The organism is Kitasatospora sp. NPDC002965 (assembly GCF_040611255.1).
Lineage (GTDB): Bacteria > Actinomycetota > Actinomycetes > Streptomycetales > Streptomycetaceae > Kitasatospora.
This window is the reverse complement of record NZ_JBEXNT010000160.1, coordinates 1-19,891: the sequence shown is the minus strand read 5'-3', so window position 1 is coordinate 19,891 and position 19,891 is coordinate 1. Positions and strand designations below refer to the sequence as shown.

The following is a 19,891-nucleotide window of genomic DNA, read 5'->3' as shown; positions in this document are numbered from 1 at the left end:
CGTCGTCACATCGCGGACGCGGTCGGCGTCGGCCTCGGCCAGGGTCGACATGCCGACGGTCACCAGCCGCTGGCCCATGCGGTATGCACCGGCGCTGCTCAGCGAGTCCCTCATGGGCGAACCGGCCGCCACGGCCGCGGAGACGGCCGCGGCCCGGTCCGACTCCCCGGGGGCTCGGGCCCGGTCGGGCGCGGCGGCCGAAGCCACCGCGCAGAGCTGCACCCCGGCGGACTTCGCGGGTCGTACCGGTGCCGATCTGGTCGCGTTCCTCAAGAGCTCGACCACGGACTGCGTCTCCACGCTGTTCACCAGCGGCAGCACCGACCCGGGCATCTTCAAGCAGTCCCGGATGCTGCCCGTCGCAGCCGCCTTCAAGGAGCTGGCGGCAGGCTACACCGGCGACAACTCGACCAACATCCTGCAGCTGGTGCTCTTCCTGCGGGTGGGCTACTACATCCAGTCCTACTACCCCGACGCGGCCGGCCCGTACACCGGCACGCTCACCACCGCCGTCAAGGCCGGCCTGGACGCGTTCTTCTCCGGCGCCCGCTGGCACGACGTCACCGAGGTCAACGGCGGCGTGCTCAGGGAGGTGCTGACGCTCACCGACAGCGCCAACATCCAGGCCGACTACCTGGGCGTCTACAAGCGGGTGCTGGACGACTACGACAACTCCTACAACGCCTTCCCGAAGATGGTCGGCGCGGTCAACTCCGTGCTGAGGTTCCCGCTCTGGCGGGGCAACGCCAACCCGAACTTCGTCACCGCGCTCGGCGCCGACCCGAGCCTCGTCACGTCCCTCGCCAACTTCGCGATCAACCACAAGGACCTGATCGGCGGGCCCAACGCCGTCCTCGACACCAACGCGGGCAACGACCTGGCCCGGATGGCCGGGAGCAGCGCCGCCGTCGAGGCCGTGGCCAAGCCGCTGGTCAAGAGGGTGCTGGACGCCGCGCCGCTGCTGACGGCCGACGCGCCGCTGTACGTGCACACGGCCTTCCAGGCCACCGTCTACAACAACAACCAGTGCTCGTACTACGGCATCTGCGACCTGCCCGCCAAGCTCACCTCGGTGGTCCTGCCGAACCAGCTGGTCTGCGACAACCGCACCATCCAGGCCCAGGCCCTGTCGGCCGCCGAACTCGCCACCGTCTGCGCCAGCCTGCGCAGCCAGGACGCGTTCTTCCACAACGTGGTCAAGGACAACGGGCCGATCCCGAACCAGTACAACAAGACCGTCACCCTCGGGATCTTCGCCAACAAGACGGACTACACCACCTACTCGTGGGCGATCTTCGGCAACTCGACCGACAACGGCGGCCAGACCGTCATGGACCCGACCGACCCGAACAGCCGGGCCGTCAACGTGATGTACCAGAAGGCCTGGAACACCGGTGACCCCGCCCGGGTGTGGAACCTCAACCACGAGTACACCCACTACCTCGACGGCATCCACAACATGAAGGGCAACTTCACCACCCAGACGTCCGTCCCGGACATCTGGTGGGTCGAGGGCCTCGCCGAGTACATCTCCTACAGCTACCGCGCCACCACCGACACCGACGCGATGACCCAGGCCGCCCTGCACACCTACAAGCTCAGCACCATCTTCCAGAACACCTACGGCAACGCGGACTCGACCCGCGTCTACCCGTGGGGCTACCTGGCCGTCCGGTACATGCTGGAGAAGCACCCGGCCGACGTGTACAGCATGCTGGGCCGCTTCCGGGTCGGCGACTACGCCGGCGGCTACGCGGTCTACAACAACCTCGGCACCTCCTACGACGCCGACTTCGACGCCTGGCTCACCGCCTGCGCCGCCGGTGCCTGCTACGCCGCAGGCCCGACCGCCCTGTTCGACTCGTCGGTGAACGGCGCGACCGTCAGCGTCACCGAGCGGTCCGTGCAGACCGGCCCGGGCCGGATCACCTCCTGGCACTGGACCTTCGGCGACGGCACCTCCTCGGACGAGCGCAACCCGAGCCACACCTACGCGGCGGCCGGCACCTACACCGTCGCCCTGACCGCCACCGACGACACCGGCAGGGCCGCCACCACCCCGACCTCGGTCACCGTGACCGCGGCCCCGGTCGCCCTGCCGAACTGCACCGAGCCGCGCACCGACGCGATGGGCCGGAACTGCTCGCGGACCGGCCGCGCCGCGACCGCCGGGAACACCGACTACCTGTACGTCTACCTGCCGGCCGGCACCACCACGCTGAAGGTCACCACCTCCGGCGGCACCGGCACCGCGCACCTGTACTACAACCCGGGCACCTGGGCCTCGCCGAGTGCCTCCACGGTCTCCTCCACCGGCACCGGCACCACCCAGTCCCTCACCGTCACCAACCCCACCGCCGGCTACCGTTACCTCAGCCTGTACGCCGTCACCGACTTCAGCGGCGTCACGGTCAGCACCCAGTTCTGATCCCTGGCCCCTGACCCCTCGCCCCTGACCCGCCGAAGTGCTCCGGGCCGCCCCGGCGCCGCGGACGCCGAGGGGCCGCGGAGCAGTCCGTGCACGCGCTCGGCCGGGACCTCCCGGCCGAGCGCCGCCGGGCTGCTTCGCGGCCGTCCGTCCAGCCCCCGACAAGCTGCTCGGTCCGTCGAAGCGGCGCGCCTCAGGGCAGGATGCCGGCCCCGCGCGCGGCCGTGATCCACTGCGGGAACTGGGACAGCAGCCGGTCGTACAGCTCGGGATCGGGGACGCTGCCGATGTCGTCCACCGCGAAGAAGCCGACGTTGTCGACGCGCCGGCCGGGCAGGTCGTCGAACCGCTGCAGCACGCCGTAGTCGGATCGGCCCAGCCCCACGAACTGCCAGAAGAGCGGCTCCTGCGCCGATTCCCTCAGCTCGCGCTCGATCGCGGCGTTGAGGTGGACGCCGCCGTCGGAGAAGAACAGGACCAGGGTGGGGACCGCCGCCGGGTTCCCCCGTACGTAGGCCCGGACATCGGCGATGACCTTCGGTTCGTCGTTCGAGATGCCCACCGTCGTCATGTCGACCTGACCGTCGAGCAGCCCGGACCGACGCCCGCGGCGGCCGAACAGACGGCCCAGCTCACCGACCCGGACGTGCCGCCGCAGCCACTCGGGCAGGTCACCCACCCGCAGGTCGGGCAGCCGGGCCGGGTGCGTCGCGAAGGTCCAGGCCGGCATCGCCCCGCCGTCGTCCAACTGGGCCGCGACCGGGACGATCCGCTCCACGACGTCGGCCACCACGCCGTCGGCGTACAGCGACGACATCGAGCCCGAGGCGTCCAGCACCAGCACGACCCGCGCGGCGATTCCCGCGGCTCCGTGCTTGTCCAGGCTGACCGCGACCTGCTGCTTGCGCAGCGACAGCCGTTCGCGCATCCCCGGGGGAAGGTGCTCCTCGCCCTTCCCCGGCTCCGGCTCCGGCGCCGGCTCCGGCTCCGGCTCCGACGGCGCAGGCAGGGACGGCTGCGGCTGTGGCAGCTGCGGTGGCGGAGCCACGGGCCGGTCCTGGGCGGGTCCCTCCTCCACGGTGATGCCGAAGTCGGTGGCCAACCCGGCCAGCCCCGCCGCGTAGCCCTGCCCGACGGCACGGAACTTCCACTGCCGCCCGCGCCGGTACAGCTCGCCGCCGACGAGGACGGTCTCTGCCCCGGCGTCCATCGCGAAGCGGGCCAGCCCGGTGCCGGTGCGGGCGTCGGACAGCCGCAGGCACAGCCCGGGCACCGCGCCGAAGCTGCCGCCGTCCACCGACGCGGCCAGCACGATGCGCTCCACCTCCGGCTCCACCGCCGCCAGGTCCACCTCGATCCGGTCCGTGGCCGCCCCGGCGCCACCGGCCTTCCCCAGGTGCGTCACGGCGCCCGACGCGTGCCGGGGCTGGTTGTAGAAGACTAGGTCGCCGTCGCCCCGCACCCGCCCGTCCGCAGCCACCAGCACGGCGGACACGTCGACGTCGGGCGTACCGGCCCCGGCCGACCAGCTGAGCTCCACACTCACCACGTCGGCATCGATCGGAATGTTGGCGCCCTTGCTCAGTGATCGATCGTCCATGGTCACAGTCTGCCGAAACCGGCCCAGGCGGTCGCGCGGGGGCCGGTTCCCGCTCCCCGCCCGGGGAACGGGAACCGGGCCCGGAACCGTAACCGGAACCCTCGACGCGCCCGGTGCGGTCCGGGACCGACCGGCGTCAGCAGGCCTTCCAGGAGGAGATCGCGTCGTTGAGCACGTTCCCTCCCAGGTCGGCGATCTGCTGACCGCTGTCCAGCCTCAGGTACCTGCCCTGGAAGTCGTTGTGCTCCCAGAAGCAGAGCCGCTGTCCGCTCGCGTTCGTGATGGACGAGATCGAGTCCTGGAAACGGGCGCCCTGGTCGAGGTTCTTGAGCGGGTCCTTCACCCAGACGCCGCCGACGACGCAGTCGTCGAAGTGGGCGTTCCGGCAGACGACCACCGCGTCGCTCGTCACAGCCGCACCCCCTGCGGAGGTGGGCCCGGCTGCGGTGGCGGTCCCGGTCGCGGTGGCCGACACCGCCAGCGCCGCCGCGGCCGTGGCGAGCGCGACCAGGTACTTCGTCGAACGGCCAGTCATCTGTCCTCCTGTACTCGGCGAACCGGGGCGGTCGAGCCCCGGGGCCGCCGGGCACCTTCCGTCCCTGGCGGTCATTCATACGACCGGGCAGCGCGCCCCGTTGTGACAACGCCTTCCCACATCCCCCTTCCGCACCCACCGTCCGGGCCGCGGTGACCGTCGGCCGGGTGAAGCGGATCCGCGCCTGTTGTCCACCCCTCCCCGGTGCGCCTACCCTGCCGGTGTGACCTCGTCCTCCTCGTCGGCGCGGGGTGCCGCGTCCACGACCTACCTCCACGGAAGCCCGCCCGGAGCGCTCCCGGTGCTCGGCCATCTGCCCGCGCTGGTCCGGGATCCGGCACGCTTCCTGGCCCGGCTGCACCGCTACGGGGACCTCGTGGAGGTCCGACTCGGACCGAACCGGCTGGTGGCCCCCTGCCATCCGGAGCTGCTCCGGCAGGTGTACGCCGACGACCGCACCTTCGACAAGGGCGGGCCGGTCTACGGGCGGTTCCGGGAGATCCTCGGCAACGGGCTGGCGACCTGCGTCCACGCCGATCACCGGCGCCAACGACGCATGCTGCAACCGGAGTTCCGCCCCGACCGGCTGGCCGCGTACGCCGAGGTGATGACCCGGGAGGCGGAGCTGCTGGCCGGCTCCTGGCGACACGGCGACGTGGTGGACGTCTTCCCCGCCTGCTACCGCTTCACCCTGCGGGTGGTGACCCGCACCCTGCTCGGCACCGAGGCCCCGGACGTACTGTCGGACCGGCTGCAGCACGCCTTCGAGACCGCGTTCGCCGGCGCCCTGCGGCGCGTGGTGCGGCTGCCCGCGGGCCCCGGCTACCGGACGGCGGTCCGCACCCTGGAACGGACCGTCGCCGACCTGGTACGCGACCACCGGGCCCACGGCCCCGGCCGCACCGACCTGCTGGCCGGACTGCTCGCCGCCCGCGACGACGACGGCCGCCCGCTGTCCGACACCGAGGTCCACGACCAGGTCGTCGCCCTGCTGCTGGCCGGCACCGAGACCACCGCCTCCCAGCTCTCCTGGACCCTGCGGCTGCTGACGGCCCACCCCGAAGTCCTGTCCGCCGTGCAGGCGGAGGTCGACGCGGCGCTGCCGGGCGGCCGGCCCGCCCGCTGGACCGACCTGCCGCACCTGCCGCGCACCGACCGGGTCCTGACCGAGGCGCTGCGGCTCTACCCGCCCGGCTGGGTCCTGCTGCGCACCTGCACGCGGGAGACCGAACTCGGCGGGCGCACCCTGCCGCGCGGCGGGCAGGTGCTGCTCAGCCCGTACGTCGCCCACCACAATCCGCGGATCTTCGCCGATCCGGACCGCTTCGACCCCGACCGCTGGCTCCCCGATCGGGCCGCCGCCCTGCCGCGCTGGGGGTTCGCCGGCTTCGCCAACGGCCCGCGGCAGTGCCTGGGCGCCGACTACGCCCGCGCCGAGGCGGTCATCGCGCTGGCCACCGTCCTGGCCCGCTGGCACCCGGCCCCGGCGCCCGGCCGGCGGCCCGACGACCGCCCGGTGCGGCTGACCACCGTCCTGCGCCCGCACCGCCTGCAGCTGTGCGTCCTCGACCGCGAGCGGCCCGCGGCCCGGACGGGGGACCGCCGCCCGGACGCCGGTCCCGTCTGACCGCGGCGGACCCGGGCGACCCCGGCGCGGAAGGTCACGCTCCCGTCCCGGACGGGCCGGAGTCGCCGGGCCGACCGGCGTGCCTCAGACGGCCGGTGGCCGGGTCACGGGCGTGCCGACCCGGACGAGAGCGGCCCCGGGGACGCCGAAGGTGAGGACCCGCTCCGCGTCCCGGGAACGCTGGACGCCCTCGTCGAGGATGCCCACGAAGGCCGTCCGGGTACAGGTCCGGCGGCGGACCGACTCCACCCAGTCCGTCGTCATGGGCAGGCCCAGGTAGGCGAGTCCCCGTCCGTCCGGCCACGTCGGATCGAGCGCCCGGCCGGCCGGATCCACGCACCACGCATGGTGCACGACTCCTGCCGGCACCGCGCGCAGCGCGAAGCCCTCGGTGTAGGTCAGCCCGGTGGCCGTCCGGGCGACGCGCCAGGCATTGCGGAACGGGCTGCCGTCGATGCTGCGCCTGGGCATCCCGGCCGGCCAGGGAGTGGGGGAGTGCAGCAGTCCCTGGGCGAGCACGACCGCCTCGGGGCAGGGAACGGCGGGCGAGACGTCGCGGCGCAGTGCGGCGACGAGGGCGGAGGCGCTGGCGGAGGACACCCGTCCAGCGTGGGTGTCGCCGCCGGGCGGCGCGACCGGGCGCTGCCCGCCTGGGTGACGGCGGGGACGGGTCCGGACGGCGGGAATCGGTCGCGGCCGCTGCGGCCGAACCCGCCCGCTGCGCGGGTTCGGCGAGGGGCGGGGGTGCCGCCCGGCCCGGAGATGGTTCGCAGGAGGGCGGAACCGGCCGTTCGTCGGCGGGAATCGGTCGTGGCCGCCGCCCCGGCCGATCCGGCGGCCCTCGATGAAGTAGTCATGTACACGCGACTTGTGAGTGTGACTCGAACTGCGCAGACAGTGCCCGACCGCTCCTCTCGCACCGGCGGAGCGGCCCGCTGCGACAGCGCGAGGAACGGAGCTCCGACCGAGAGCGCCGTCCGACCCGGGCGGCCGTCGAGACGTGCCCCCCGTGCCCGGTGGCCGACTCCGCAGGGCGGACCGCCGCGTGCGACCGAAGCACCTGCGTACCGAAGCACCGCGCTGAATCACCTGCGTACCGAAGCACCTGCGTACCGAAGGACCTGCGTACCGAAGGACCGTGCTCCGTTTCCCGCGATCACCCCTGGAGTGTGCCTGTGTCATCGTCTCCGACAACCGCCGGGAGCCTGCCCTCCCGGTCCCGTACACGTGCACGACGCCGCCGGTGGACGGCAGTCACCGTCTCGGCCGCCCTGGTGGCGGGCGTGCTCCTCGGCGTGCAGGACGCCTCCGCCCGACCCCCGTCCGAGGCCCCGCACAGCCCCCGACAGCCGGCCGCGACGCAGCAACCGACCGGCGACCTGGCCTCCGCCCGGCTCACGGCCCGGTTGCAGGGGAAGCCCGTCGAGGTGCCGGCCGAACGCACCGACTCCTCCACGACCTGGGCGAACCCCGACGGCAGCGTCACCCTGGAGGTCGCGGCGGGGCCGGTGCGGATGCGCCGCCCGGACGGCGGCTGGGCGGACGTCGACGTCACCTTCGCCAAGCGCCCCGACGGCTCCGTCGCCTCCAAGGCCCACCCGCGCGGACTGGCCCTGGCGGGGGAGACGAAGGGCAGGCGGGCCGGCTCGTTCGCCGAGGCCGCCGGTGCCCCCGTCCAGGACCTCCTCAGTCTCACCGCCGGCGGTCGGAACGTCGCCATGCAGTGGCGGGGCGGGCTGCCCGCACCCCGGGTGGAAGGCGCCCGAGCCACCTATCCGGACGTGCTGCCCGGTGCGGACCTGGTCATCGACGCCACCCGCACCGGCTACGAGCAGTCCGTGATCCTCAAGAAGCGACCCGCGGGCCCGGCCGACTACACGCTGCCGCTGAAGGCGCCCGGAGTCAACGCGCGCCAGAACGACGACGGCGGCGTGACGTTCACCGAGGCCGCCACCGGACGCGAACTCGCCTCGATGCCGGCCCCGGTCATGTGGGACGCGACGGTCGACAGGAACTCCGGTGAGCACACCCACCGGGCACCGGTGGGCCTGAAGGTCGTGCAGTCCGGCGACACCATCGAACTGCGCCTCAGCCCCGACGCCGGGTTCCTCGCCGACCCGGCGACCGCGTACCCCGTGACGGTCGACCCGTCGGACACCGTGCTCTCCGACGTCTTCGACACCTGGGTCCAGCAGGGCGAGACCGTCGACGCGTCGAGCGCCACCGAACTGAAGCTCGGCTGGCCGGGCGACTGGGCGGACGCCGCGCGGACCAAACCGCGCATCGCCCGCTCCTTCATCAGCTGGGACATGGCGCCCATCAAGGACGCCCTGGTCTCCAAGGCCACCCTGTCCCTCTACAACTTCCACTCCTGGGACTGCACGAAGCCCGTCGCCTGGGAGGTATGGGACACCAACACCGCGACGACCGGCAGCCGTTGGACCAACCAGCCGGCCTGGCTGAAGAAGTACGCGACGTCCACCGAGACCCGCGGACAGAACTGCGCCAACGGTGCCTACGTGAACGCCGACGTCACCCCCCTGCTGCAGTACTGGGCGGGCCAGACCTCGGTGGGCCGCCAGGGCCTCGGCCTGCGCGCCGCCAACGAGGCCGACACCGGGTCCTGGAAGAAGTTCTACTCCGGCAACGCCGCCGCCGGTCAGATCCCGAAGCTCTCGGTGACGTTCAACTACCGCCCCCGGACCGGCACCGACCAACAGGCCGGCCCGCCCTTCTTCGCCGACAACGGCGTCTACACCGTCAACACCCTCACCCCCGTCCTGCGCGACACCTACACGGACTCGAACAACGACCGGATCAACGGCACCTTCCAGATCGTGGACGCCGCCACCGACCAGCAGGTCGGCGAGTACCTGGTGTCCCCGTGGGGCGCCAGCGGACAGCCGCTGTCGGCCACCGTTCCTTCCGGCCTCCTCCAGGACGGCCGGACCTACCGGTTCCGCAGCAACCCGTACGACGGAACCCACTACAACCTCTCCTGGTCGCCCTGGCGCACCTTCACGGTCGACACCCGGGCACCCTCCGCGCCGGGCGCCGTGACCTCGACGGACTACCCCTCGGCCTCCTGGGTGAAGGGAGTCGGCCAGAGCGGTACGTTCACCGTCACACCCCCGCAGGGCGACCACCGCTGGCTGGAGTGGACCCTCGACGGCACCACCTGGACGCGCATCGCCACCGACGGCACCACCACGCCGGTCGCCGTGCTCGCCACCCCGACCCGCGGCGGCACCAACACCCTTCAGGTCCGCAGCGTCGACCGGGCCGACAACCGGTCGGAACCCCTCGCGTACGAGTTCCACGTCGGCGCCGGCGGCGTCACCAGGCCGTCCGACGGTCGGCGCACCGCGGCACGGCTGCCCCTCCAGGCCGAGGCCGACGCCTCACGCTACAACGCCGTGACCTTCTCCTGGCGACGCTCGGACGCCGACGCCTGGGCACCCGTCCCGCCCGGCCACGTGAGCGCGGCAGGCACCCCGCTGACCGCCTGGCCGGTCGCCCTCAGCGCCGGCCGGAGCCCGCAGCTGGCCTGGGACGCCGCGACGACCGTCAGCCCCGACGGCACGGTGCAGCTGAAGGCCGACTTCACCGGCCCCGCCGGCGCCAGGGCCTCCAGCGACCCCCTCAAGGCGATCGTCGACCACACCGCCGACGGCGCCGCCACCGTCCCCGTCGGCCCCGGGGAGGTCAACCTCCTCACCGGCAACTACAGCCTCAGCCGCACCGACACCGCCTTCTTCGGGACGGCGATCACCCGCACCGCCTCCTCCCGCAACCCCCAGGAAGGCGGCGCCCAGGCAGGACAGGCCGCGATCTTCGGGAAGGAGTGGCTCTCCGGCACCTCCACCGGCCGGAAGGACTCCGGCTACACCGCGATCAACCGCACCTCGGCCACCTCCCTGGACGTCCTGCGGCTCGACGGCACGAGCCTGCACTTCACCGCCGACGAGGCGGCCACCGGCTGGATCGCCGAACCCGGCGCCGCGCAACTCACCCTGACCGGCTCGTTCGCCGCAGGCTTCACCCTCACGGACACCGACGGCGGCACCGCGGACTTCGCACGCACCGACCCCGCCGCGGCCGCCTGGGCCCTCACCCGCTCGTCGACCCGCGGTCTCGACAACACGACCAGCACGATCGTCTCCCAGAACGTCACCGGACCCGACGGGCGGATCCTCACCCGGCCGCAACGGGTGATCAGCCCGACCAGCGCCGCGGCCTCGACGGCCTGCGCGGACGACCCGGCCACCCGCGGGTGCCGCGTCCTGGAATTCGTCTACGCCCCGACCACCACCGCGACCGCCACCACCCTCGGCGACGTCGCCGGACAGGTCACCGCGATCCGCCTGTGGTCCACCGAACCCGGCGCGGGCGCCGCCACCGCCGTCGACGTCAGCCGCTACGCCTACGACGGCAACGGCCGGCTGTGCCAGACCTGGGACCCGAGGATCGCCCCGGCGGTGCCGACCGCCTACGACTACGACACGGCCGGCCGCGTCACCACCCTCACCCCGCCCGGCGAACTTCCCTGGACCTTCGGCTACGGGCGCGTCGGCGGCTCCCCGGCCGCCGGGGACGGCATGTTGCTCACCGCCTCGCGTCCGACCCTGGCCCCCGGCTCCGCCGACCAGGTCAACGGCACCGCCACCACCACCCTCGTCTACGACGTACCGGTCACCGGCAACGGCGCACCGTACGACCTCGGCCACACCGCCACCGCCTCCTGGGGCCAGCGGGAGACGCCCACGGACGCCACCGCCGTATTCCCGCCCGACCAGACCCCCGCCGCCAACGCCGGAACGCAGCTCCCGGCGAACGGCTACGGCCGCGCCGACCTGTACTACCTGGACGCCTCCGGCCAGGAGACCGACACCGCGCGGCCGGGCGGAGCCCTCACGGTCACCGAACACGACGCCTTCGGCAACACCGTCCGCCGGCTGACCGCGGCCAACCGCGCGCTGGCCCTGGGCATCACCGACCAGGACCGTTCGACCCTCGCGTCCCTCGGGATCGCCGCCCTCGGCAGCGCCGAACGCGCCGGCCTGCTCTCCACCACGACGACCTACAGCGCCGACGGCAGCCGCGAACTGGAGACCCTCGGCCCCCTCCACTACGGCACGCTGGAAAGGAAACTGACGGCCGGACAGGCCGTGGTCGCCGAAGCCGGAACCCAACTGCCCCTGCGGCAGAGGACGGTGAAGGAGTACGACGGCGGCCGGCCCACCGACGGCACCGCCACCGTGCGCGACCAGGTCACCCGGGAGACCAGCGGCGGACAGCCCCGCATCGACACCGCACTGCTCGCCGACGCCCGCGTCACGGCCACCGGCTACGACTGGGCCAGGGGGCTGCCCAGCACCACCGTCCAGGACCCCGACGGGGCCCGGCTCACCACCTCCACCGTGTACGACGCCCAGGGACGGGTGACCGGCGCGAGCCTGCCGGCCTCCACCGGCACCGACGCGGGCACCACCGTCACCGCGTACTACACCGGGGACGGCACCGGAGCGTGCGCCGGCCGGCCCGAGTGGGCGGACCAGGTCTGCTCGGTCGGACCGGCCGCCGACATCACCGGCGGGGGATCCAACCCGGTCCAACTCCCCGTGAAGACGGTCGAGTACAACCGGTACGGCCAGACCACCAGCACCACCGAGACGGCCAACGGGGCCCAGCGGACCACGACCACCGGCTACGACGGGGCCGGACGCCAGACCCGGTCCGCCGTCAGCGGGCCCGGCCAGGAGGTGCCCGTCGTCACCACCGGCTACGACAGCGCCAGCGGGCGCCAGACCACCACGGCCACCACCGGCTCCGGCACCGTCACCACGGTCTTCGACCGCCTCGGCCGCCTCACCGCCTACACCGACGCCGACGGGGGCACCACCACCACCCAGTACGACAAGCTCGACCGGCCGACCCTCGTCACCGACACCGCACCGTCCACCACCACCTACACCTACGACACGGCCGTCGAACCGCGCGGCCTGGTCACGTCGGTGGGCGACTCGGTGGCCGGCACCTTCACGGCCCGCTACGACGCCGACGGCACCGTGACCGGCACCGGCCTCCCCGGCGGCTACACCATGCGCCAGCTCAAGAGCCCCACCGGGACCCTCTTCGACCGCACGTACACCCGCGACAGTGACGGCACGACCGTCCTGAGTGACGGGATCAGCGCGACCGTCCACGGCCAGTGGGCCACCCACACCGCGACCTTCGGCTCCGCCTCCCAGCAGGCCTTCGGCTACGACACCGTCGGACGCCTCACCCGGACGACCTCGGCCGCCGACGGCGTCTGCACCACCAGGACCTACGCCTTCGACCGCAACACCAACCGCACCGCCCGGACCTCCGCGAGCGCCGCACCCGGCGCCGAGTGCACGCCGTCGGGCGGCACCACGGAGCAGCACGCCTACGACTCCGCCGACCGCCTGGTCGACCCCGGCTACGGCTACGACGCCTTCGGCCGCACCACGACGCAACCCGGCGCCGCCACCTCCTACTTCGCCAACGACCTCGTGCGGCAGCAGAGCACCGCCACCGACCGCCAGACCTGGACGCTGGACCCGGCACTGCGGCTGCGGGCCTGGACCACCGAGGTCAACCCCGGCAGCGGTTGGAGCACCGCACGCACCGGGCTCAACCACTACGGATGCGCCTGCGACAACCCCACCTGGATCGTCGAGGACACCGGCACCGGCGACCTCACCCGCCAGGTGACCACGCCCGCCGGCGGCCTCGGCGCCACCACGGCCAGGACCGGCGGCGTGGTGCTCCAACTCGCGAACCTGCACGGCGACATCGTGGTCGCCCTGCCGCTCGACCCGGCGAAGCCCCCGACCGCCGTGACCTTCGACGAATACGGCAACCGCCTCCCCGGCACCGCCCCCCTCCGGTACGGCTGGCTCGGCGGCCAGCAGCGCTCGGCCGAGACGCCCACCGGGGCCGTCCTGATGGGTGTGCGGCTCTACGCCCCGGCGCTCGGCCGGTTCCTGACCACCGACCCGATCAAGGGCGGCAACGCCACCGCCTACGACTACGTCTCCCAGGATCCGAACATCCGATTCGACCTCGACGGACAGTGGGGCTGGGGCTGGGCCCGCAAGGCCTGGACCTGGACCAGGCCCTTCCTGATCAAGTGCGGCCGCGGGGCCTGGGCCTCCCGCAGCTACGGCTATACCTGGCAGCAGAAGGCCGCCGCCATGGCCATGGGCTGCTTCATCCACCAGATCTGACGATCGGTCAACCACAGCGCACCACCCCGACGCCCGGCCCCCGGACCCCCCCGGGGGCCGGGCGTACGGTGGACAGGGGTCAGGGCTCCCGCCGGGTGCTCAGGGTGCTCGGGGCCGGAGGGAGGCGGAGGGCTGCGATGTCCTGCTGGGCGGCGGCGGAGAGGGGGACGCCCCAGGCCCGGTAGAAGGCGGTGAGGTCCTGGGCCGCCACCTTGCTGGTGACGAGGGCGAGGTTGGCCCAGCGGTCCGTGCCCCGGGGCGGGGCGGAGCGGACCAGCTTCTGGACGGCGGGCCAGAAGTTCTCGCCGTACTGGAGTGTCAGCTGCTGCAGCATGACGAGCTTCTCGAAGGCGTCGAAGGAGTCCGCGTAGGAGACTCCGCTCGTGCCGACCTTGGGCAGGGCGGAGTCGTAGACCTTCTCGGCGACCAGGCGTGAGGTCCGGCCGAACGCCTTCTCCACGGCGAGCGAGTAGATGTTGACCGAGACCTCGACCACCTCGGACGGTTCGACGGAGCGCTGCTGACGGTGGTGGCCCTGTTCGTGCCAGATGCCCCAGCCGGTGGCGGCGCCGTCGGCGATCCAGGGGGCGGAGTCGTCCTTGAATCCCATGTAGCCGTCGGTGGCGAAGGCCGCGCCGGCCCGGCGTTCCACCTCGGTGTAGTGGAACGGGAAGACACCCGGGGAGTCGGGCCCGGGGGCGGTGGTCGCGTCGGCGGCGGTGGGGGCGGCGAGGGCGGCAGTCGCGTCCTCGATGCCCCGGGCGCATTCGAGGTGGCGCAGCACGGTCTCCGGTGAGTTGTGGGAGAAGCGGGCCGCGGTGTCGCGGGTGAGGGTGACGACGGTCCGTCCGGCGACGAACTCGGCGTAACGGGTGGGGCGTTCGGCGAGCTGGGTGCGCCACTCGGCCGCGGTGGTGCGGCCGAGGACGAAGACCGGGGCCGCCTGGACGTCGCCGGTCAGGGTGACGGTCGTCCGGTCGGCGGCGGTGCCGTCGAAGGCCAGGTAGACCATGCCGCCGCGGTGGTCCTGGACCTGGGTGGCCCCGGACGGTCCGGCGGTGTGGCGGCGGCCGGCGGTGAGGCCGGAGCCGACCGGCGGGCCGACGACGACCCGCAGCCGGCCGGTGCCGGCGGTGCCGGTGACGGTGGCGGTGAGCTGCGCCCCGGGCGGCAGGTACAGGCCGGTCGGCCGGAGGTCGGAGGGCAGTTGGGCGAGGTCCTGGCGCTGCCGCTCGTCCTGGGCGGAGGGCAGCCCGGTGAGTGTGACGGTGTAGGGGCGGTCAGGCTGGGGCGGGACGAACGGGTCGAGGCCGTCGGGCCCGGTGGCGCGGGGGCAGGCCGGGGCGGTGAGCGCGGCTTCGGCGCCGGGTGCGGATTCGGCCCCGTCGGCGGAGAGCGCGGTGATGCGGTAGCGGTGGACCCCGCCGGGGCCGAGCCCGCCGTCGCGGTACTGCCGGTCGGTGGTGACGGCGATCCGGCCGCCGTCGCGGTAGACGGCGTATCCGGCGGGTGCGGGACCTTGCGGGGCGGTCCAGCGGACGGTGGCACCGGTGGGGGATTCGGCGGTCGCGGAGGCGGCGCCGGGGGCGGCCTGGGTCCGGGCGGTTCCCGGCCGATCGGCGGCCGGGAACCGGGTCCAGGTCTGGTTGCCGCCGCCGTTCGCCGGGTAGAGCCCGGCGAAGCCGCTGTTCCGGTAGTGGTCGAGGGCGAGGGTCGGGTCGCCCGCCCAGCGCAGGGTTCCCGTGTCCGCGGCGTACTGCCAGCGGGACTGGTCGGTGCCGTTGCTGACGGGCCGTGCGACGACGGTGCTGGCGTACCAGCCGGGGCCGTTGCGCACGTCGAGCACCGGGTAGGGCGCGGCGGAGCTCTGCACCTGGCCCTCCGGGGTGACGGTCCACCGCTGGGTCGGCGGTGTCGGCTTCCCGGCGACCGACGCGCACGGCTCCACCGAGACCGAGCGGTCGGGAGTGACGATCGGAGCGAGCGTCAGACAGCGTCCACCGGTTCTCAGTTCGCCGGCATCTCCTGCGGCCGGGGTGACGGCGGTGTAGCCGGGGCTGAACGTCCACCGCTGGTTGCTGCCGCTTCCCGGTGTGTACAGCGTGGCCCGGTCCTCGCCGACGTTGAAGTCCAGGACGTACGGGCCGCCCTTCCACGTCAGGCTGCCGGCGGAGGCGTCGTACGACCAGGCGCCGGTGGCGGCGACGGCGGGGACGGGCGCGGTCGGTGCCCCCCTGGAGGGGGTGCTGCCGGGCTGGAGGCCGAGGGCGAGGTCGCCCGTGACGGCGCTGTGGAGGGTGCCCTGGGGGTCGAGCCGCCACTGCTGCCCGGCGGGCGTGGGCTCGCCGAGTTCCGAGGTGCAGGTACGCAGCCGCGTCTGGAGGGTCTGTTCGACGGTCAGGCACTGCCCGAGAACGCGCAGCTCCGACCACTGGTCGGCCGCGCGTGAGGGTGTCGCGCCCGGTTGGGCCAGTGCGGTCGGGCAGGGTGCGAGGAGGGGCAGTAGGGCCAGGGAGACGGCGGTGGCGGTCAGGCCGGACGGTCTGCGGCGGTGTTCGGTCATCGGGCGGGATCACCTTCGTGGTCGGGAGCCCGGAGCGTCGGCGCGTCCCGGGTGCGCACAGGATGCGCACAGCACCGAGGCCGACCGGCTGCTACCACGAGGGCGATGACCTGCAAGATCACCCCATCGGCTGCCGTACGGGCCGGGCCGGGCCGTGGCCGCGACGGCCGGTCGTTCGCACGGGCAAGGGCCGTCGACGCTCGCGAGGAGTACGGTCCCCACCAGGCCCGACATGGTGTTCGGAGCAGCGGGCGGCCTGCCCGGCTTGCAGCGGGGCGGGCCCGGGCGGACGGTCGCCGCATGACAACTACGCGCGCACGGAGTGCCTGCCTCGCGGCCGCGGCCGCCCTCTCCCTCCTCACCCTGGCCTCGGTGGCCCCCGCCGCCCACGCCACCACGCTGCGGCTGAAGGCGTGCAACGAGGCGGGGAGCCGCCAGCCCGGCGATGCCCTGATCAACACGGGGGTCGTGGCTCAGGTCGTCGGGATCGGAGGCAGCTTCAGCGGGTCGTACCCGGGCTACACGATCACCAAGGTCGAGGCCCGCACCGTGCTCGGCACTCCGATGTGCATCGTCATCACCGACGGCGGTCCTGGCACGGACCGTGTCACCCTGACCACCCGCGAGACGGTCGGCAGCGTGTGGATCTACGGCATCCGGAAGTAGGAGACCATCGGGCGCCCGGATGCTGCGGCCCCTGGTGAGGGGTGTGCCGGGGCGGGAACGGGCTTTGGCCGGCGCCGAGTTCGACCGCGGTGCCGCTCCGGCGGGCGGATTCGCCTGGCGAGGCGGTGGCGCGCCGCCGTTGACCCGGCCCTCTGTTCGGTACGGGGGTCGGGTCGACGGCGTTCGTCCGGAGCCCGGCGTCCGGTCGGTTGACGTGGATGATGCTGAGCCAGAACACCTCCCTGGGGCGGTTCTCGCCGGTCGTGCCGATATCTCCGGCCCTTCCGGGTAGGTCGTGCCGCCCCGCCGGCCACGTCCCTGGAGTAGGCGCGACCGCCTCGATGGGGGAGTTCATCCCGGTGGTGCCGGCGGGACGTCCCCCCGGTCCCTGCCGCCCGGGCGGGTCGGTCAGGGCGGTGGCGGGTCGGTGGGGCCGACGAACGTCGCTGCCAGACGGGCCGCCGCCACGGTGGGCCGGTCGCGGTGCCGGGCCGACCAGGCCAGCGCCGAGTGGGTCGGCGGGAGCCCGGGGACGTCGACGAAGCGCACCCCGGCGCGTGGGTACAGTTCGCGGACGGAGGCGGGCAGGAACGCCACCCCCTCGCCTTCGGCGACGGCGTGCAGCAGGGTCTCGATGTCGGAGGCGACCGGCCCGTAGCGGACGGGGGAGCCGTCGGGCCGGGGGTCGACCGCCCAGAACCGGCGCCACGCCCGCGGTGCCTGCGGCGGGGTGGCGACCACCGGCCGGCCGGCGAGCAGGGCGAGCGGGACGGCGGGGCGGGTGGCCAGCGGGTCCCGGGCGGGCAGGCAGGCGACGCGCGGTTCGGCGGCCAGCAGGTGGACTTCGATGCCGTCCGCCGTGGGCGGGCGCAGGAACGCCACGTCGACCGAGCCCTCGATCAGGGCTGTGCCCTGGTGCGCGAAGTCGAGTGCGGTGATCTTCGTGGTGATGCCGGGGCAGTGCCGCCGCAGGGCCCGGAGGACGGCGGCGGTGTGCGGCTGGGAGGCTTGGGCGCCGGTCATGCCGACGATCAACTCCGCTCCGACGTGTCTCAGTTGGGCCTGGGCGGCCAGTCTCAGCCGGTCGGCCGCGTCGACGGCTGCCCGGATCTCCGGGAGGAGGGCCCGGCCCGCGGCGCTGAGCGCGACCGCGCGGTTGGTGCGCTCCAGCAGTCTGACGCCGAGCCGCCGTTCGAGATCGCGGATCTGCCGGCTGAGGGCGGGCTGGGTGATGAAGAGGCGGGCGGCGGTGCGGCCGAAGTGGAGTTCCGCGCTGAGGGCGAGGAAGAGCCGGAGTTGGTGGATGCTCGGCCCTGCCGGCGTACCGTCCGGTCGGGAGGTCCGCAGGGGACCCTGTGCTGCGTCCATGACAGTCAATCTATCAACGAACTATTTTTCTGCATGATCATGCATGCTGACATGTTCGCCTGACTGTGGAAATGTCTGGACCAATCCGCCGACCGGGCCGGCCACCGCCGGCCGGGTGCGCGGGCACAGGCCCCAACCGGGCAGTTCCTACGGCGAGTTCGCGGAGTCCGTCATGTCTCGTACGCAGTCGCGTCGATCCGGCGCGCGCACCACCTTTGCCCTTCTCCTGGCCGGAGCCTGTCTCACGGCCGTCTCGGCGCCGACGGCGGCCGGGGCCGTCGGCGCCGCCGGACGGCCCGCCGGTGGGCCTCCCGTCCACGCGGAGGCCGTCACCTCCGTCCAGGTGCCGCCCGGCGTCACCGCCGGCGTCGCCGTCTACGACCGTCAGACCGGCACCTTCACCGAACAGCTCAACTCCACCACCCAGTTCCGTTCCGCCTCGGTGGTCAAACTGCTGATCGCCCTCGACTACCTGTGGAACCGGGGACCCACCTACGACATCCCCTCCGCCGACCGCGCGCGGCTGGACGCCATGCTGCGCAGCAGCGACGACGACGCGGCCAGCTACTACTGGCTGAACAACGGCGGCGGCGCGATCGTCGACCGGATGGTCACCCGGCTCGCGCTGACGGACACCGCCCGCCCGCCCGCGACCAGCGCGGGCGTCTGGGGCTACACCGCCGTCACGGCGGCCGACACCGTGCGGATCTACCGCTACCTGCTGGAGCAGGCCCCGGCGGCGGTGCGGGACTTCGTGCTCGGGAACCTCCACGCCTCGACCCGGTGCGGTACGGACGGCTTCGACCAGCACTTCGGGATCGCCGGATCGTTCGCGCAGTCCTGGGCGGTCAAGCAGGGCTGGTCGGGCTTCTCCTCGGGCGGCTGCACGCCGCAGCCGCCCCACCCCCCGACGGTCGCGTCCGTCGACACGCCGAACGCCGCGGGCGAGGCGGGCGGCACGGGCACGACGGGCGACGTGCGGGAAGTGCGCGAGGCGGGCGAGGCGGGTGCGACGGGCGAGGCGGGCACCCTGGCGGTGGACCTCACCCGGCCGGTCCTGCACAGTACCGGCACCGTCGGCACGGGCGACCGCACCATCGTGGCCGTCTACACGTCGCACCCCGTGGGCACCACCTACGGCAAGGCCTACACCGACCTCGGCCGGCTCACCCGCTCGCTGAGCGTCCCGGGTGCCGTCCAGCCGGCCGGCACCTGGTTCGGGACCTGGGGCGAGAACGTCCGGGTCCGGCCGCAGGCCAACACCTCCCAGGCGGCGATCACCGTGCTGCCCGCCGGTGTCGAGGTGCTGGTGACGTGCCAGAAGCAGGGCGAGACGGTCTCCGTTCCGCCCTACACCAACGACTGGTGGGCGTACCTGCCGCAGTACGGCGGCTACGTGACGAACATCTACCTCCAGTCGCCCGGCAACCAACTGCCCGGCGTCGGCACCTGCTGAGCCCGGCCCGTGGAAATGGCAGCCTGTCGACCTGTCGACCCGTCCGTGTCGGTGCCGGGAGGAGCGGGCACGAGCGCGAGGCGGCGTCCGGCTTCGAGTACCGGCCGGTCGCCCGTGCGGACGCCGCCGGGACGCGCACCCTCCCCTCGGGGACCCCGCTCCGAGCCCCGCCGCAGGCGCCCGCCGTAGCGCGGCCGCCGGGCGCCCCCGCCCGAGAGGGCGGCGGCCGCCGGGCCGCCGAGACCCGCCCCGGCCCCCCCCCCCGGCCCCGTGGGGGGTCACGTACCCCTTCCCCGCGGCGCCGCGGAGGGGGGGGCCCGCCCAGCGGGGGCCGCCCCCGCCCCGGGCGCCGACGTCCATGTAGTTCACGCCGGCGGCACCGAGCCGGACCAGTG

At 73.7% G+C, this 19,891-nt stretch carries 10 protein-coding genes; 5 read left to right on the top strand and 5 right to left on the bottom strand.

Translation table 11 applies throughout. The features are described 5' to 3' along the window. Window positions 1–112: 112 nt before the first annotated feature. A complete protein-coding gene (locus ABZY91_RS36975; RefSeq protein ID WP_355407991.1) occupies window positions 113–2,428 on the top strand; it encodes a collagenase in 2,316 nt (771 codons plus the stop codon). A gap of 193 nt (window positions 2,429–2,621) precedes the next feature. Here the strand turns inward: ABZY91_RS36975 and ABZY91_RS36970 are convergent, their stop codons facing one another. Both ABZY91_RS36970 and ABZY91_RS36965 read right to left on the bottom strand, forming a co-directional pair. After that, window positions 2,622–4,028, bottom strand: a complete 1,407-nt coding sequence (locus tag ABZY91_RS36970) for a VWA domain-containing protein (RefSeq protein WP_355407989.1) — start codon at window positions 4,026–4,028, stop codon at window positions 2,622–2,624. Window positions 4,029–4,164: 136 nt separating this feature from the next. Further along, window positions 4,165–4,563: a peptidase inhibitor family I36 protein gene (locus ABZY91_RS36965; protein ID WP_355407987.1), complete on the bottom strand. Its 399-nt coding sequence runs from the start codon at window positions 4,561–4,563 to the stop codon at window positions 4,165–4,167. Window positions 4,564–4,786: 223 nt separating this feature from the next. Between ABZY91_RS36965 and ABZY91_RS36960 the strand changes: the two genes are divergently transcribed. Next, a complete protein-coding gene (locus tag ABZY91_RS36960; protein ID WP_355407985.1) occupies window positions 4,787–6,190 on the top strand; it encodes a cytochrome P450 in 1,404 nt (467 codons plus the stop codon). 84 nt (window positions 6,191–6,274) lie between these two features. Here the strand turns inward: ABZY91_RS36960 and ABZY91_RS36955 are convergent, their stop codons facing one another. Beyond that, entirely contained in the window at window positions 6,275–6,790 is a 516-nt protein-coding gene (locus ABZY91_RS36955) for a hypothetical protein (RefSeq protein WP_355407983.1), read from the bottom strand. Between the two features lie 674 nt (window positions 6,791–7,464). On the opposite strand from ABZY91_RS36955, the gene ABZY91_RS36950 reads away from it, so the two are divergent. After that, a complete protein-coding gene (locus tag ABZY91_RS36950) occupies window positions 7,465–13,443 on the top strand; it encodes a DNRLRE domain-containing protein (RefSeq protein ID WP_355407981.1) in 5,979 nt (1,992 codons plus the stop codon). 79 nt (window positions 13,444–13,522) lie between these two features. Here ABZY91_RS36950 and ABZY91_RS36945 read toward each other — a convergent pair whose 3' ends face one another. After that, window positions 13,523–16,006, bottom strand: a complete 2,484-nt coding sequence (locus ABZY91_RS36945) for a M60 family metallopeptidase (protein ID WP_355407979.1) — start codon at window positions 16,004–16,006, stop codon at window positions 13,523–13,525. A 300-nt stretch (window positions 16,007–16,306) separates the two neighbouring features. Between ABZY91_RS36945 and ABZY91_RS36940 the strand changes: the two genes are divergently transcribed. After that, window positions 16,307–16,672, top strand: coding sequence for a hypothetical protein (locus tag ABZY91_RS36940; RefSeq protein WP_329951706.1), 366 nt, complete (start codon window positions 16,307–16,309; stop codon window positions 16,670–16,672). A 408-nt stretch (window positions 16,673–17,080) separates the two neighbouring features. Here the strand turns inward: ABZY91_RS36940 and ABZY91_RS36935 are convergent, their stop codons facing one another. After that, window positions 17,081–18,040 (bottom strand): LysR family transcriptional regulator, encoded by a 960-nt coding sequence (locus ABZY91_RS36935; protein ID WP_355407977.1) that lies wholly within the window; start codon window positions 18,038–18,040, stop codon window positions 17,081–17,083. 172 nt (window positions 18,041–18,212) lie between these two features. Here ABZY91_RS36935 and ABZY91_RS36930 point away from each other — a divergent pair, with 172 nt between their 5' ends. After that, the gene (locus tag ABZY91_RS36930; protein ID WP_355407975.1) at window positions 18,213–19,496 is read left to right on the top strand and encodes a hypothetical protein; all 1,284 of its coding nucleotides are present in this window, start codon (window positions 18,213–18,215) and stop codon (window positions 19,494–19,496) included. Window positions 19,497–19,891 lie beyond the last annotated feature (395 nt).

Bases quoted from the DNA above. Each gene is read 5' to 3' on its own strand.
- ABZY91_RS36975 (WP_355407991.1), top strand. From the start codon at position 113: ATGGGCGAACCGGCCGCCACGGCCGCGGAGACGGCCGCGGCCCGGTCC.
- ABZY91_RS36970 (WP_355407989.1), bottom strand. From the start codon at position 4,028: ATGGACGATCGATCACTGAGCAAGGGCGCCAACATTCCGATCGATGCC.
- ABZY91_RS36965 (WP_355407987.1), bottom strand. From the start codon at position 4,563: ATGACTGGCCGTTCGACGAAGTACCTGGTCGCGCTCGCCACGGCCGCG.
- ABZY91_RS36945 (WP_355407979.1), bottom strand. From the start codon at position 16,006: ATGACCGAACACCGCCGCAGACCGTCCGGCCTGACCGCCACCGCCGTC.
- ABZY91_RS36940 (WP_329951706.1), top strand. From the start codon at position 16,307: ATGACAACTACGCGCGCACGGAGTGCCTGCCTCGCGGCCGCGGCCGCC.
- ABZY91_RS36935 (WP_355407977.1), bottom strand. From the start codon at position 18,040: ATGGACGCAGCACAGGGTCCCCTGCGGACCTCCCGACCGGACGGTACG.
- ABZY91_RS36930 (WP_355407975.1), top strand. From the start codon at position 18,213: ATGTCTCGTACGCAGTCGCGTCGATCCGGCGCGCGCACCACCTTTGCC.